This is a genomic window from Diaphorobacter sp. LI3 (genome assembly GCF_022807955.1).
Classification (GTDB): domain Bacteria; phylum Pseudomonadota; class Gammaproteobacteria; order Burkholderiales; family Burkholderiaceae_C; genus Diaphorobacter; species Diaphorobacter nitroreducens.
In genome coordinates this window covers 2420619-2435918 of the sequence record NZ_CP094346.1, presented here as the reverse complement: position 1 = coordinate 2435918, position 15300 = coordinate 2420619, and the positions used below count along the sequence as shown (strand labels likewise).

Sequence of the window (15300 nt, the reverse complement as noted above, 5' to 3'; positions counted from 1 at the left end):
TTGTGATCACTGCCACACCATCAAGTGCATCAATAACGATCAGCTCTTTATCCAGACGATATCAAACCATTTCATCTTGTACTTGGATTCAGACTGGAGAGTTTCCCTGACACCGCCAACCAACGCACCTGTGCCTCAAGCAGATTGGCTGTTAGGTCAATTTGCGCGAGTTGTGTTTCAAAACGAGTCCGCGTTGCGTCTAATAGTTCAACAATCGATCCCTTGCCTAACCTGTAGGCATCTTCTGCCATCTGCTTCAGCGCCGGGAAACGCGAGGCCATCCGAAGGCGAAATTGTTCCAGCGCGTTTGATCGGTGAGTAACCTGTGCCGCATAGCGCGATAGATCAGATTGAATTTCGGCTTCCAATATCTGGCGCCGCAACGCCGAGGACTGCGCCTCGACACGAGCGCGATCAACCGCGCCACCTCGTGTGTCAAGAATAGGTATTTCAACGGAAATTCCCAAACCGGTTGCCGCACCAAATGGGTCGCTGGTCGATGTGCGACTGACATTGATGGACACGTTGGGGAAACGCTCCCGGCGAGCAACCTCTACCCCCGCCAAAGCGAATTCTTCTTCCTTTTTCGCTGCAATCAATGACGGGTTATTGGTAGGCAGAGCAGCTTCTGGTCGAACTTCCAGTGGCCTTAGCAAACCACTGGCCCTTGGCTTCCATCCGAAAAAACCCAATAGCGAAGCGAGCTGACTTTGTTTATCGACCAGATCGGCTTCAGCTTCGGCTACGCGGCTGCGCCATGACTCCTGTTCGATATCCATACGAAGCAAATCGTATTCACTGGCCATGCCACTAGATTGCCGGCCAGCAACAATTTCTCGCAATCGCTCAAGTTCTTTGAGACTGGAAGTCAATGCTCCTCGCCGCTCTTGTGCTGCCAGTAAGGCGACGTAGGCCGCGCCAGCATCAGCGGACAAGTCGTTCCCTGATGCCGCCACCCGGGCACGTGCCGCATCAATACCTTTTTCGGCGGCCTCCACACGAACTCCTCGCTGACCAGCAATCAATAGGGGGAGGTCAATCGATGCGCTTTGCGACCACTTGCCGTCGTACTGCGTTTGCGTGCCGCCTTGGCGTTGTTTGCCATAACTGATGGTTGGGTTGGGAAATGCCCCCGCTGTTCGTCGGTCTGCTTGCGCGGCTTCAACACTTTGGCGCTCCAAAGACAGTCGAGGGTTGGTTTCACTCGCCAACGCCAGAACAGTGTCCAGACTTACTGTTTCCGGCAATGATTGCCCGTAAGCAGAAACACCCACGAGCAGCAATGGAATCAGAACATAGCGTTTAATCATGCATCAGCCTCTTCAGGTGTTTGCAGTTGCGCAGGTGTAATCCAACTGTAGATAGTCGGCAAAACGAATAGCGCGACGAACAGGGTCGACAACATTCCGCCTACCACAACCAGGGCGAACGGGCGCTGAGTTTCGCTGCCAACGCCTGTTGAAAGAGCCATCGGCAATAACCCAAATAGAGCGAGGAACGACGCCATCAGAACCGGCCTCAAACGCTCTGACGCGCCTTGCAGCATCGCTGACAGAAAGTTCTCGCCGGCTCGCCGACGGGTTTCGGTGGCAGAAAGCACCAATACGCCCATCAGAGAGACTTGTCCAAGCAGGGCGATAAATCCGATGGCCGCGCTGACAGAGAGAGGAATCCCGGCAAGCAATAATGCGAAAGCACCTCCGGTTAGCGCAAACGGTACGGTAGCCAGAATAGCCAAGGCACTACGACCATTGCCCATGGCTGCATAAAGCAGTCCCAGAACAAGCAATACGGCGATGGGGACAACCAGTTTCAAGCGCTTGACCGCTCGTTCCTGATTCTCGAACTCTCCCCCCCAGACAAAGTAATGCCCCTCTGGTGCTTTGATTTTTTGATCCACGATGGCAATCGCATCCTTGACCACCGAGCCCATGTCGCGACCTTTGACATTGAACTTCAATGCCAAGAAGCGGACGTTTCCTTCGCGAACAATTGAGGCAACGCCATTGCTAATTTCAATATTGGCTAGTTGCTTTAATGGCACCTTGGCACCAGAAGGGGTCGGAATGTTCAAGTCGGCAACTTTCTCCAAATCATCCCGAACTGACTTCGGCAGCAACAAACGGACCGGCACAGGGCGTTCGCCTTCCCAATATTGGGTTACGACTCGTCCAGCCAGCGCAGTTTCAATTGTTTTTGCCGCATCTTCGATAGGCACTCCAGCTCTTGCCAATGCCTGGCGATCTAGGTGGATGCGTAATTGCGGGCTGGATACATCGCGATAGAGATCAAGCTCTGTTACTCCAGGAACATCCAGAAGCTCAGCCTTAGCCTGCTTCAACGTCTCACGCATCAGCGCCAAATCGCTGCCGAATATCTTGAGCACAACTTTGCCGCGAACCCCGCTTACAGCCTCCTCGACACTATCTTTGATAGGTTGTGAAAAGTTGAAGCGTACGCCGGGAATTTCATCCAGAGATTCGCGCATCGCCTGTATGAGCTTTGCCTTGTCCCAACCTGACCGCCATTCAGAAGCGGGCTTCAGACGAACGAAGGTCTTCAGCATATTGACCCCTTCGTTGTCGGTACCATCTTCGGGGCGGCCATGCTCGGTATGAACATCAATCGCTTCCGGAAACTGCATTAAGCGTTTATGTACATCCGTCAGGATTTCCTGGCCCTTTTCCATCGCAATGCTGGCTGGCATTTCGACAAAAACAGCCAGATCTCCCTCATCCAGTTCCGGAAGGAACTCTGTGCCCAGTCGAGTCGAGGCTACGCCACCGAGCAACAAAAGGCCGAGCGCGAACATTGCTGTTGTTTTGCCATTGGCCAGCGTTTTGCGCAGCAAACTCCGATAGTTGTCACGCAATTTTTCAACCCACGCAGGCTCCTTCAATGCCGCGTGTTCCGGTTTAAACATGAATGCGCACAATGCAGGGACAACAGTCAGCGAGAACACTAGGGCTCCGGCCAGGGCAAAGGCGTAGGTCAATGCCAGCGGTCGGAAAATGCGGCCTTCGACCGATTGCAAGGTGAATACCGGCAACAAAGCGGCGATGATGATCAGCATCGCGTAGAACGTCGGTCGTCCTACATCGACCGCTGATCGAATGACCAAGTGCAGGACCTCTTTGCGGTCCTTTGGTTTCTCATGGCGAATGGCGTGAATGACGTTTTCAACCAAAACCACCGCACCATCAACCAGGATGCCGAAGTCGATGGCTCCCATGGAAATCAGGTTGGCGGGCAATCCCATCAGATGCAGGCCAAGAAAAGCAACCAGCAGCGAGAGGGGGATGACAACCGCTACAACGCCAGAGCCGACAGCACTGCGCAAGAAGAGCCACACGATGCCAACAACGAGCAAGAATCCATGCAGGAGGTTTTCGTGAACGGTCGATAGCGTGTGATTGACCAGCACGCTGCGATCATGGGAGACCTCAACCCTCATGCCTGTGGGCAGGATGGTTTGATTGAGGGCTTCAACCTGTCGATGGATGCCATTCAGGACGACCGAAGGATTCTCTCCTCGGCGCATCAAAACCAGGCCTTCAACGACTTCCTTGTGCTCGTTCCAACCTACGGAGCCGCGTCGCGGTGTTGGCGCCATCTTGATGCTGGCCACATCGCCAACCGTCAAGGCAGAACTGTCCTTGGTCTTCAACGGGATTTTCTTGATGTCCTCAACGGACTCGATATAGCCCATGCCACGGATCGTAAGCTCCTGATCGCCATGGCGCAGGAACCCGCCACCCACATTGAGGTTGGCTTTGCGAATCGCCTCCTCAAGTTGGCTCAGTGTCAGACCGGCAGCGTAGAGCTTGCCCGGATTGGCTTCGACATGAATTTCCTTGAGAAATCCACCAAAGGGAACCACATCGGCCACGCCTTGTACTTGTCGCAGAACACGAGTGACATTCCACTGCATTTCGGAACGCAACTGATATAGATCATGGCGATCGCTGGTCAGCCTGAATCGGTAGATTTTTCCGAGAGGCGTCGCTTCTGGCGCCAAGGATGGCGTGATGCCTTCGGGTAGTTCAGCCTGGGTTAGCCGTTGGGCAACGACCGTGCGCGTGTTGAACGGATCGACGTTGTCATCAAAAATCAGGGTTACCAAAGAAAGGCCAAACAGGCTTTCCCCGCGCAGCATGGTCATGCCAGGGGTTCCGTTCAATGCGCGCTCCAACGGGACCGTGATTTGCCTTTCAACCTCCTCGGCCGCATAGCCGGGCATCTGAGTAATTACCTGGACCTGGACATTCGTCACATCCGGAAAAGCTTCAATGGGCGTATCAAGATAGGCACGAATCCCGAAAACAGCCACGACCGCCGTAAAGAAAAGCGCAGCCAAGCGCCGATGGACACAAGTCTCAATGAGTAAATTCAGCATGTTCGTCTCAGAGCAACTGTTCGGCTTCACTGTCGAGCAGCAATGCTCCCCGAACGACAACTTTCTCCCCGGACTGCAACCCCTCCAGAATCGTCACTCGCCCTTCACGGGACACCCCTGTACGTACTACACGGGCTTCAAACTTGCCATCAGGACGTTGCACATAAACCACCCGGCGACTTCCATCCTTGATCAGAACTGCCGTACTCGGCAAACTCAGGCCGATCTCACCGGCAGCATTCAGACGGACCTCAGCCAACATCCCCGGAGAAAGTTTCCGAACCTCGCCTTTCAGCGCAAGGTATATGGGAAGGCGTCTCTGTTCACCATCAACCACTTGGCCAACGCCATCGACCGCTGCTTCAAAATGAGCATCTGCACCGGGAACGCGGACATCGGCAAGCTGGCCGCTTACGATTCCGCCAACTTCGCTCTCGGGAATATCGGCAACCACCCAAAGCTTGCTCGGATCACCAACATCAACGAGCGCATCTCCTCCGGGCGAGACGATCGCGCCGACATTCGCCCTGATGGCAAGGACAACACCACTGGCAGGAGCGCGCAGGACAAACCGGTCACCACTTCCCCCACCGATAAGTGCCACGGCACGACCCGCCCGATCAAGTTCAGCGCGAGCCTCACGAGCGGCTGTTTCAGCCCCAAAGCGCTCGACGTCCAGACCGACGCCTTTCTTGACCATTTCGTTTTGCCGGCGTAACAAATCTTCCGCCGCTGCCGCCCTGGCTTCAGCTTGCGCCAGGGCAGAACGCGCTGCCGCGACATCGGCGCTCTGTAGGGTTATCAGGGGGGCTCCTGCCTTGACTACCTCACCTGGGCGCACATCAACCGAAAGTACGCGTGCGGCCATTGGCGTGCCGATTGCCGCCATGGCTTGCGGTCGGAACGCAACCCGACCGGGCACGACTCCGCCCAAGGCAGCTTTGCTACTTCCCACGCTTTCGATCTCAAGATACTTGAGCGAGGCTTCCTGGATCGATACACCCTCTGACTTTGCGCCAGATATGGCGCTGGTCGGGGCATTTGGGGAACAAGCCGTCAAAAAAACAACTGTAGCCAACAACCCACATCCGATGAATCTTGCCTTCGTTTGCTCTTGAACCATTTAACGCCCCTATTACTGAACAGCTTGAACTGGTATTAATACAACACCAGCCTTAATGAATCCTGAACAGCCCGTATGGACGGTCCCGGGGGAATCAGAATTCGGCATGGATACGTGCACCGTAAATATTCAGTGGCCCACGATCCGCGTTGTAGGCCGGATTCCATACCCGTTGTAGGTCGGCGGTAAGCCAGAGATTCTTGGTGATATTCAGGTTGTAGTAGGTCTCGAAAATCTGTTCGGGACGGTAGTTCAACCACCCGTCGCCAATGAAGTAGGAGATGCCGCCTTTTTCCAAATATTCGCGGCGATCCTTTGACAGGAAATGGGCTAAATATGAAATCCCCAAGGTATCCTGGGCACGACTCCAGTTGCCTCCCTTGATCGAGACTCCGGAGGCAATCGACCGGTCCACTTCGCCAAAAGCATAGGTTTCAGTTCTTCCGTCTGACCACATAGCCTTGAAAAAGACACCGAGATTGCTTGAGATAGCCTGATCCATGTTGATGCCAAAACCGTATTTGATTTTTTCGGCACCACGAACATTCAGGATGTATTCCATGCCATTGGTTGCATCCGGAACCCAGCCAACGGAATTGCCATAGTTGATGGCATCACGGAACGACGCGAGTTTTGCCCGGTTGCGATAAGCAATGACCCGGACTGCACCTGGTTGGCCGTTGATTTCATGGTCGTGCTCGACCTCGAGTTGGTCACCATAGTGGCGCAATATCTGGGCGTCGATGGGTAATTCATTGGGCCGTTTCGGTCCGGTCATCCGTCCAAATCGCATTACCCAGTTATCTCGATACCATTCAGCAGCAAATCCCCAGCCATAACCGCGGGCATCGGCTGCGTAGTCGAAGGCCACGTTATTCATGTGCCCCCAGTTCATAAATTGGCGACGCGGATCGTTCGAATAGGCGTTCTTGTCAAAGACGTCCAAGGTCGAGAAATTTCCCAGCGTGAGCACCACGCGATTCTTGTCTACGGTCCCGGCCATCCAGTTCAGATCACTTTCTATTTTTTGCTCCTCACCACCCATATTCCAGGTCTGGCGCAGGAAAAGACGCTGCCGGTATAACTTTGGGTTGGTTCCCGCTGCGCGGGTAATTTCACCGTTGTAAAACCCGCCCATCCCAATCAAATTGCTGGTAAACGGCACACCTTGAGTAACTTCAGGGTTTAGATAGACCTCGCCGCCGACCCAGGGCCGAAAGCCAAAAAAACCGGTCAGGGTTCGCGTATATGAGCGATCTGAGGTATTGGTCAGGCTGTATACAGGGAAGCTTCCCGAATATTTGCTCTCATCAAAACCAGCCGGACGCCTTTCTCCGAATGCACGGTGATATTGCGAAATGTTGGTAAATTGGAACTTGACCTGAGTCTCTTCTCTGCCGATGTCGTCAGTCGCATGGACGGCCGGCGCCCACGAGCCCAACAGAAAACCGGGCAGACTGAAAAGCGCAAGCGCACGCTTTGAAATGAATTTAAAACGCATACCTTCCCCTTGGCCCCGGTCAATTTTGCCGATAGCCGTCGCTGAGCAAGCGAACTCAGCTTTGTTTTTCGTATGGGAAGCAGACTGAGCAACCGGAACCGGTTGTCGAAATGCCACTACCCGCCAATTGGCAAGGTAGTAGAAGGGGGAATGCCCTTGTTGTTACCTAGCCAGAGTGGTTCTAATCCAAGATCGACTACTGGAGCTGTCCACGAATGGCCCCCTTGTTATGAGATGGGCGCATTTTAACATCGTCGAAATTGCCTAGCAATATCCCCTCGGGGGCAATGCTCTCAACTTAACGCTCCCTTATAGGACATATGCAAATGTGGCTTGCTTCGGGGCGGTCGTGGGTAGCTTCTGCCTGGCTGGATGCGGCATCGACTGCGGCCCATGGCGGCCAGGGTATCGGGCAATGCCGCCCATGCCTGAGCGATGCCGAGCAGGCACCCGGCGAGGATGGGCTTGAGTGCGCCGAATGCGTAGGTGCGATTCGGGCGGGAGCCGGTCTGGATGGCGTCGTCGGTGCCGCTGCCGCTGAGCAGTGCGCACAGGTTGTCGGCCAGGATCTTGGCGGCGAAGTCCTGCTGCAGGGCGAGGTAGTTCAACCCCGTCGTGGCCTCGAGGCGCAGACGATGCTTGATGCGCTTGAAGGCCTCCTCGACGCGCCAGCGCTGGTGATAGAGCGCGCTGAACTGCGCGGCCGGATACGACTGGGCATCGAGCAGGTTGGTCATCAGGACGCGGATCTGGCCGTTCGGAGCGATGTTGCGGATCAGGCGCACGGTGGTGGCGGTGCGGGCCAGATCGAACGTGCTGGCATCGCGTGCGGTGGGCGGCGACAGTGTGACCACGCGCTCGGCCTCGTTCGAGCGTCGGAAGTCGGCGACGCAACGCCAGCCGCTGGCATCGACGCGCAGACAGAAGGCCATGCCGTGTTGCGCCAGCGTCGCTGCCATGGTGTTGCCGACGTAACCTCGGTCGAGCACGAGCAGATCCTGCGCCGGATCGAGTGCGTCGAGCGCCTCGAACAGCATCTGCCGCTCCGAGCCGTCGGCCGGATGCAGACTGGCGTGCAGCGTGAGTTCGGTGCCCGGCAGAAACAAGGCAAACGCGTAGTGGTCCGCCGTCAGTGCGGCCGTCTTGCGTGTCGACACACGCAGGCGCGACGCATCAGCCGCCACCACGCGGCGGCCATTCCAGCGTGCCGCCTCTATGTGCGGGCGCGCCAGGTGCAGCAGGTGCGCACTGGCCAATTCGAACAGCCGGCCCGAAAACCCCTGGCGGGCCTTGCTGAAGGCCTGTGCGCTGACCTCGCGGATCCGCCCGGGCACCGCATGCAGGCGACCGAAAAAGGCGTCGAGTTCGGCTTGAACGCTCGCGCACATGCCCGAGATCATCATGGCCGCCAGGCGCGGCAGGGTGAGCTTGCGATCGCGGGTGAAGGCCCCAGGCCGAAGACGTACCTGCTCGGCCAGCGCGGGGTCGAGCAGAAAGTCAGCGAACTCGGACAGCAGCGACTCGTGGTCGAGTATTCGAGTTCATATTGTCTATTTATCAATGACTTAACGAACGCCATTTTACCCGTTTCCCATAGGGTTCACAAGGGCTATAAGCTAAAGTTGAGAGCATTGCCCTCGGGGGGGGTAGGATATAAAGTCAACTAGATCGGCGTGCGGCACTCGTGGCATTGATAAGCACAACGCTTACGTTGCAGGCAAGCGTCGATAAATGGGCCGACCTCTTGGCGAAAGGTGCTTGGAATTTCCGGCTCTTCGTCGTTTTCATACGGTGGACATCCGGGTTGCTGAAGCAGGCGCCGGGACATTGGCATAGAGGAACGATGGCGTATCCGGGGTGTTGAGTTGGTAGATCTTGAGCTTGAGGTAAGCGGTGTCACGAAACCCCCGCGCCCGACGCCGCAGTAGGCCAATGGACACGTTGCCGGCCTCCAGCCGGGCCGTGGTGATCTGATGATCGGCGTAGGCACAAATGCCGGAGCGATGCGACTGCAAAGTCTTCACGAATTTCGCCAAGCCAGTGATCCTGGCGGCGGTGGCCAAGCCGCACCAGTCATCAAGGCGGGCGGCCATGTCAGCGGACGAAGTGGGTTGATGCCACAAGCGCTGCAACTGCTCCTTGAGGGTGTAGAGCGTCGCGAGCGGCTGGTTCTGCGCCAGCAGCTGGTCAAGCCGGCTCTGGTCGGAGTCCTTGAGTGTGCTGCGATTGGAGAGCAGCAGCCACAGGCTCCCCTTGATGGTCTGCTGACCGGTCAGATCGTCGAGTTTCTTCGCTTCTTTGAATTGCGCCCGCCGGCAATCGCGGATCACCTTGCTGAACATCTGCATGACGTGGAAGCGATCGAAGACGATGGCGGCAGACGGCAAGCCCTTCTGCACGGCAGCGATATAGGCCAGTCCCATGTCGATGGCCACCGCCTCGATGCCGTCCGCGCATTCTCGCGAGAGCGCATCAAGGAACTCCAGCAGGGTAGCGGCGTCACGCCCCTCTTTCACCCACAGAATGCGGCCACAGCGCTCTCCGGGCGTCAGGTCATAAACCAAGGTCACGTAGTCATGCCCCTTGGCGCGCGCCACCTCGTCGACGCCCAGATAGCGGATGCCCGTGAGCAACTCAGGACGCGGCGGTACCACTGTCTCGGCCAGCGAGGCCGCATCGAGCGCCTTCACCGAGTGCCAGGACAACCCCGTGTGCCGCGCCACGGCGTCAATCGGCATGTGTCGGCACAGCCCGGACACCAGGCGGGCAAAGCGCCGCGTCGCCCGGGTGCCGGGCGCCACAAACGGCAGGGCTTCAACGCGCACGCACGACGGCGACAGGAAGACCTGCGCGTACTCGATCTCGACCTCGCAGGGTCGGCCACCCAAGGGAATATCCCGCACCGTTCGCCGCAACCAGCGATTGATCGGACCGGCACGTCCGTTCTTCGAGTCCACGGGGCGATGGCGCCGGTCACGCCGGCACACCACCGTCACCTTGCCTGTCGCTTCGTCCTGTCGAACTTCCTTGATCACTTGACCCTCGTACCCCAAAATCCCCACCGGGATGACTGCTCCCATATCGTTTGCCTATCTGCGTCCTCAGAGAACCCAGGTAGATACTCGATCTCAGGGATGTCAGTCATCCCTTTTTACCGTCGTCAAACGACGAAGAGCCGAATTTCCTCAATCCGATTCAGGTAGGCGATTTCCTCTTTTTTGGCACTATCGTGATCCCCTCTTTCGAGAAGCACTATGGCACGGGTTTTATGAGCCGCGGCCAATGCAGCCAATTTGTAGGCTTTTCCCAGTTTCATGGCTTTTCCTCTGCGGGTTACGGATGATTTTGGATAAATGAGATATATCCCATCAAGCTAGGCGTGGCTTGAGACCCTTGATGCTTCCAAAGGAAACAACGCCAAGCAGATGGTCATCCTCATTGACCACAGGAATCGCCCGGAACGTATAGCGCTCGAACATCTCGATGGCATCTCTCAGTGTTTCATCGGGTTCCAGGCTGATGATGTTGTCTGTCATGATTTCAGCCAGTCTCTGATCATCGCCGGCCATGATTAGCTCGCGAATATAGGGTTCCCGTACCTTTCGTGCTGAATTTGGCGGTTTCCCCGATTCTTCGCTCAACCACGCGGGTTTAGAGTCCGCCTGCCGACAATTATCGGCAAAATCGCCTGTCTATCAATACGTTCGTTGACCAACAACCTCACCATGGCGCAGGATGCGCCTGCTAATGCTCTGGGAGGCAGTCATGGCTGATATCCATCGCTGGCAGCACCAGTATCTCGGCACCACCATATTCCCGAAGACGCTATCAGTGGTCGAACTTCGGGCCTTCTTCACCTTTTCGGATGATGAAATCGCCGCCCTCCGCAAGCGATTTCGCGCGGAGCACCGAGTTGCCGCTGCCGTTCAAGTCGGCTTCATCAAAATGACGGGCAACCTGCTGGAAAGTGCTCAGGTTATCCCGTCCAAGTTGCTTCGGCACATTTCTGCGCAGTTGGATCAGCCTGCGCTGACCATCGCCAGCCTTCGCACGATCTACAGCCGCGAGAAAACGTTTTACGAGCACAAGTGGTGGGCTCTGGAATTGCTCGGATTTTCCCGTGCGACGCCTGAACAACAGAGAGCCCTCCTGCCCTTCCTTCGGCAGGAGGCAGCTTATGCGGCCAGTGTCGACATCCTGGTAGAACGCGGCAAGCTCTGGCTGTACCACCATCGCTACCTGACCCTCGGCGACCGAGTTATTCGGGACGTTGCCCGTCGCGCCATGTCGGATTCCGAAGAAGGCATTTTCCGGATGATCCGGCGTCAGCTTTCGGCATCCGACTTCACGCGGCTGGAAGGTGCCGTCCTAAGCCGCTACGCCAATACGGGGCGCACTGCCCTCGAATGGCTGCAACAGCCGCCACGACGGAAGTCCATCAATGCCGTGCGTGAGCGGCTTGACCGAATCGACTTTCTGAGGCTCTTCGTCGTTTTCATACGGTGGACATCCGGGTTGCTGAAGCAGGCGCCGGGACATTGGCATAGAGGAACGATGGCGTATCCGGGGTGTTGAGTTGGTAGATCTTGAGCTTGAGGTAAGCGGTGTCACGAAACCCCCGCGCCCGACGCCGCAGTAGGCCAATGGACACGTTGCCGGCCTCCAGCCGGGCCGTGGTGATCTGATGATCGGCGTAGGCACAAATGCCGGAGCGATGCGACTGCAAAGTCTTCACGAATTTCGCCAAGCCAGTGATCCTGGCGGCGGTGGCCAAGCCGCACCAGTCATCAAGGCGGGCGGCCATGTCAGCGGACGAAGTGGGTTGATGCCACAAGCGCTGCAACTGCTCCTTGAGGGTGTAGAGCGTCGCGAGCGGCTGGTTCTGCGCCAGCAGCTGGTCAAGCCGGCTCTGGTCGGAGTCCTTGAGTGTGCTGCGATTGGAGAGCAGCAGCCACAGGCTCCCCTTGATGGTCTGCTGACCGGTCAGATCGTCGAGTTTCTTCGCTTCTTTGAATTGCGCCCGCCGGCAATCGCGGATCACCTTGCTGAACATCTGCATGACGTGGAAGCGATCGAAGACGATGGCGGCAGACGGCAAGCCCTTCTGCACGGCAGCGATATAGGCCAGTCCCATGTCGATGGCCACCGCCTCGATGCCGTCCGCGCATTCTCGCGAGAGCGCATCAAGGAACTCCAGCAGGGTAGCGGCGTCACGCCCCTCTTTCACCCACAGAATGCGGCCACAGCGCTCTCCGGGCGTCAGGTCATAAACCAAGGTCACGTAGTCATGCCCCTTGGCGCGCGCCACCTCGTCGACGCCCAGATAGCGGATGCCCGTGAGCAACTCAGGACGCGGCGGTACCACTGTCTCGGCCAGCGAGGCCGCATCGAGCGCCTTCACCGAGTGCCAGGACAACCCCGTGTGCCGCGCCACGGCGTCAATCGGCATGTGTCGGCACAGCCCGGACACCAGGCGGGCAAAGCGCCGCGTCGCCCGGGTGCCGGGCGCCACAAACGGCAGGGCTTCAACGCGCACGCACGACGGCGACAGGAAGACCTGCGCGTACTCGATCTCGACCTCGCAGGGTCGGCCACCCAAGGGAATATCCCGCACCGTTCGCCGCAACCAGCGATTGATCGGACCGGCACGTCCGTTCTTCGAGTCCACGGGGCGATGGCGCCGGTCACGCCGGCACACCACCGTCACCTTGCCTGTCGCTTCGTCCTGTCGAACTTCCTTGATCACTTGACCCTCGTACCCCAAAATCCCCACCGGGATGACTGCTCCCATATCGTTTGCCTATCTGCGTCCTCAGAGAACCCAGGTAGATACTCGATCTCAGGGATGTCAGTCATCCCTTTTTACCGTCGTCAAACGACGAAGAGCCCTTTCTGAAGAAGCTGGGAATTGACAAGGTAGATATCGAAAGTGTCGCTATCGAGAAGATCCGCACCTACGCTGGCGAACTCCAAGGCATTCGACCGGTGAAATATAGGGAACTGAAGGATCCGACCCGGACGCTGCGCATGATCTGCTTCCTCAAGCTGGCCTTGATGCAGGCCACCGACGCCGCAATCATGCTGGGTGGTCGCCAGATCGCCAAGATTGCCCGCAATGCCTACGAGAAAGCCCGCGAAGTCGAGGCAAAGGGGGCACTCTCTAGAGCGGAGGCCTTCGATCAAGTCGTCGAACGAGCAAAGGATAACTCCGTCTCGGATGCCGAGGTTAGAGAGTACATCATCGCCCTGGCGGAACAGCAGAAGCCCCGTCAATTTCCGTCACGCGCAGCGGCCGCCCGTTGGATTCTGTCCGAACCCAATAATCAGCTTCGGGCGCTTCTGAGCGAAATGCAGAAGCTCGATATCCAGGCCGAACCGCATGATCCCGGCAAGGAACGGCTCGACTACCTCAGAACGCTCAACACCCAGAACATCAGGAAACTGCCTACTACGCTTGGCGTCAATGTCCCCTCCCCTTGGAAAGACATCATCGAAGGAGAGGATCGTGAGCGTGCTATGCGCGGATTGGAAGCTGCAACGCTGCTCGGATTGAGGAAATCCCTGCGCAGCGGAGCGGTGTATGTCGACCAGAGCGAGAAATTTCGCGGCCGGCACCGCCTTATGATCGCCCCCGACCAATGGGCGCGAGACAAGGTCAAACGCTATGCCCAACTGTCCCTGCCGCTGCGCCCGGAAGACTTTATCGAGTCCCTGGTCGCGGAATTGGAGACGAAACTGGTGGCTCTCGACGCTGCCGTGTCGGCCGGCACCGTCCAGATCAACGGTAAGAACATCTCCACACCCCGGGACGGTACACGGGAAGAACGTATCGAGGTCGACCAAAAGCGCGATCTCGTGTTCAACCGGATCGGGGTTGTGCAACTGCCGAACCTGATCCTAGAAATGGATAGCCGGGTGCATTTCAGCAAGATTGTCATTGGACGGACGGCCAGGACGGAAACGGAACTCTTGCAGGTTTACGCCGGCATGCTCGCCCACGCGACGGCCTTGGATGCTACGACCGTCAGCCTGATGGTGCCGCAACTCAAACCCAACCAGATACTCGCCGGCATGCAGTATTTCGAAGATCGGGAAGTCATTCGGGCAGCCAACGACGCCGTTGTCGGATTTCAGCGGCGCCTACCGATTGCGTCGCGCTGGGGTGACGGGTCGCTTGCCTCGGCCGACATGATGAGTCTCGACGTTTCCCGCAAGATTTGGGTAGCCCGGTTGGACCCCAAGCGCAATGTGCCGTCGGTTGGAACCTATACCCACATGGCGGACTTCTGGAGCGTCATCTACGATCAGCCCATCATCCTCAATGAACGACAAGCGGGAGCCGCTCTTGAGGGTGCCATCCGACAGCGGGAGGTCGACCTTGATCGACTGGCGGTCGATACCCATGGCTACACCGAGTTCGCCATGGCGATCGCCAAGCTGGATGGATTCGCGCTGTGTCCCCGCCTGAAGCGTGCATCTGAGCGCCGTCTCTACATTCCGAGCCGGATGAGGAATGTTCCCGAAGCGCTTATGGGGATCGTCGTTCCCAACATCTCACTGCGCGGAATTCAGTCCGAATGGGACGATCTGGTCAGGCTCACGGCCTCGATCGAAACCGGGCATTCGACGGCTACCGTGGCCTTGGCCCGCTATGGCTCGGCTTCTTCGGACAGCCCCATCTATCGCGCCGGAGTTCATCTGGGCCGGCTGATCCGCAGCATCTACCTGTGCGACTATTTCCTGAGCCCGGAGTTGCGGCGGATGGTAAACCGGATTCTGGTCCATGGCGAAGCCGTGCATACACTACAGCGCGCCATCAACGCCGGATCATTCTCCAAGCCGCGGGGGCAACGGGAAGAAGAACTGTATGCTGTGTCCGGCTCCCTGACGCTGCTCACTAACCTGTGTCTGGCCTGGACAGCCACCCGCATGCAAGAAGTGATCTTTGGCGAAAACGGCTTGGCCACCGAGGAAGAGAATCTGGAGTGGCTGTCGCAAATCAGCCCGGCGCACTACGCAAACATCAATTTCAGAGGGACGCTCAGTTTCGCCATCAACGAGTACGCCGAATGGCTACTTTCTGAGCCGCTTCGCACCAGCGCCCGAAAATGACAGGCTGATAAGGGTATCGCGCCCCTTAAAAGTTGTTGTTGACTTTCGCGCGAAACAAGATCACCATTCGCGCCGTTTTCATTTCGGGAGTTTCCCACATGGACAGTTGCTCTAGTCGATCTTCGCAGTAACAGCGAGATTTGCGGCACGAGTCCATACTCCCCCGCC

General features: G+C 57.3%; 11 protein-coding genes. 2 read left to right on the top strand and 9 right to left on the bottom strand.

The genetic code is table 11. The features are described 5' to 3' along the window. Positions 1 to 71: 71 nt before the first annotated feature. The 8 genes from MRB47_RS11285 to MRB47_RS11250 form a co-directional block, all read right to left on the bottom strand. Entirely contained in the window at positions 72 to 1310 is a 1239-nt protein-coding gene (locus tag MRB47_RS11285) for a TolC family protein (RefSeq protein WP_252100736.1), read from the bottom strand. Then, a complete protein-coding gene (locus tag MRB47_RS11280) occupies positions 1307 to 4396 on the bottom strand; it encodes an efflux RND transporter permease subunit (RefSeq protein WP_252100735.1) in 3090 nt (1029 codons plus the stop codon). Before MRB47_RS11280 ends, MRB47_RS11285 begins: the two co-directional genes overlap by 4 nt. A 7-nt stretch (positions 4397 to 4403) precedes the next feature. After that, positions 4404 to 5519 (bottom strand): efflux RND transporter periplasmic adaptor subunit, encoded by a 1116-nt coding sequence (locus MRB47_RS11275; RefSeq protein WP_252100734.1) that lies wholly within the window; start codon positions 5517 to 5519, stop codon positions 4404 to 4406. Positions 5520 to 5613: 94 nt separating this feature from the next. Next, positions 5614 to 7020, bottom strand: a complete 1407-nt coding sequence (locus tag MRB47_RS11270) for a carbohydrate porin (protein WP_252100733.1) — start codon at positions 7018 to 7020, stop codon at positions 5614 to 5616. Between the two features lie 293 nt (positions 7021 to 7313). Beyond that, on the bottom strand, positions 7314 to 8498 hold the full coding sequence (locus tag MRB47_RS11265) for an IS4 family transposase (protein ID WP_110820759.1): 1185 nt from the start codon (positions 8496 to 8498) through the stop codon (positions 7314 to 7316). 306 nt (positions 8499 to 8804) lie between these two features. Continuing rightward, positions 8805 to 10100: an ISL3 family transposase gene (locus MRB47_RS11260; protein ID WP_252100729.1), complete on the bottom strand. Its 1296-nt coding sequence runs from the start codon at positions 10098 to 10100 to the stop codon at positions 8805 to 8807. Positions 10101 to 10180: 80 nt separating this feature from the next. Beyond that, positions 10181 to 10336, bottom strand: a complete 156-nt coding sequence (locus tag MRB47_RS11255; protein WP_252100732.1) for a hypothetical protein — start codon at positions 10334 to 10336, stop codon at positions 10181 to 10183. A gap of 52 nt (positions 10337 to 10388) precedes the next feature. Next, positions 10389 to 10556: an HPP family protein gene (locus tag MRB47_RS11250; protein WP_252100731.1), complete on the bottom strand. Its 168-nt coding sequence runs from the start codon at positions 10554 to 10556 to the stop codon at positions 10389 to 10391. A gap of 229 nt (positions 10557 to 10785) precedes the next feature. Between MRB47_RS11250 and MRB47_RS11245 the strand changes: the two genes are divergently transcribed. Next, positions 10786 to 11595 carry a DUF4158 domain-containing protein gene (locus MRB47_RS11245; RefSeq protein ID WP_252100730.1) on the top strand — a complete coding sequence of 270 codons (810 nt, stop codon included), beginning with the start codon at positions 10786 to 10788 and terminating at the stop codon, positions 11593 to 11595. On the opposite strand, the gene MRB47_RS11240 is transcribed toward MRB47_RS11245, so the two are convergent. Next, positions 11516 to 12811: an ISL3 family transposase gene (locus MRB47_RS11240; RefSeq protein WP_252100729.1), complete on the bottom strand. Its 1296-nt coding sequence runs from the start codon at positions 12809 to 12811 to the stop codon at positions 11516 to 11518. The two genes, MRB47_RS11245 and MRB47_RS11240, sit on opposite strands and share 80 nt — an antisense overlap. A 38-nt stretch (positions 12812 to 12849) precedes the next feature. Between MRB47_RS11240 and MRB47_RS11235 the strand changes: the two genes are divergently transcribed. Then, positions 12850 to 15132: a Tn3 family transposase gene (locus tag MRB47_RS11235; RefSeq protein WP_411275750.1), complete on the top strand. Its 2283-nt coding sequence runs from the start codon at positions 12850 to 12852 to the stop codon at positions 15130 to 15132. Positions 15133 to 15300 lie beyond the last annotated feature (168 nt).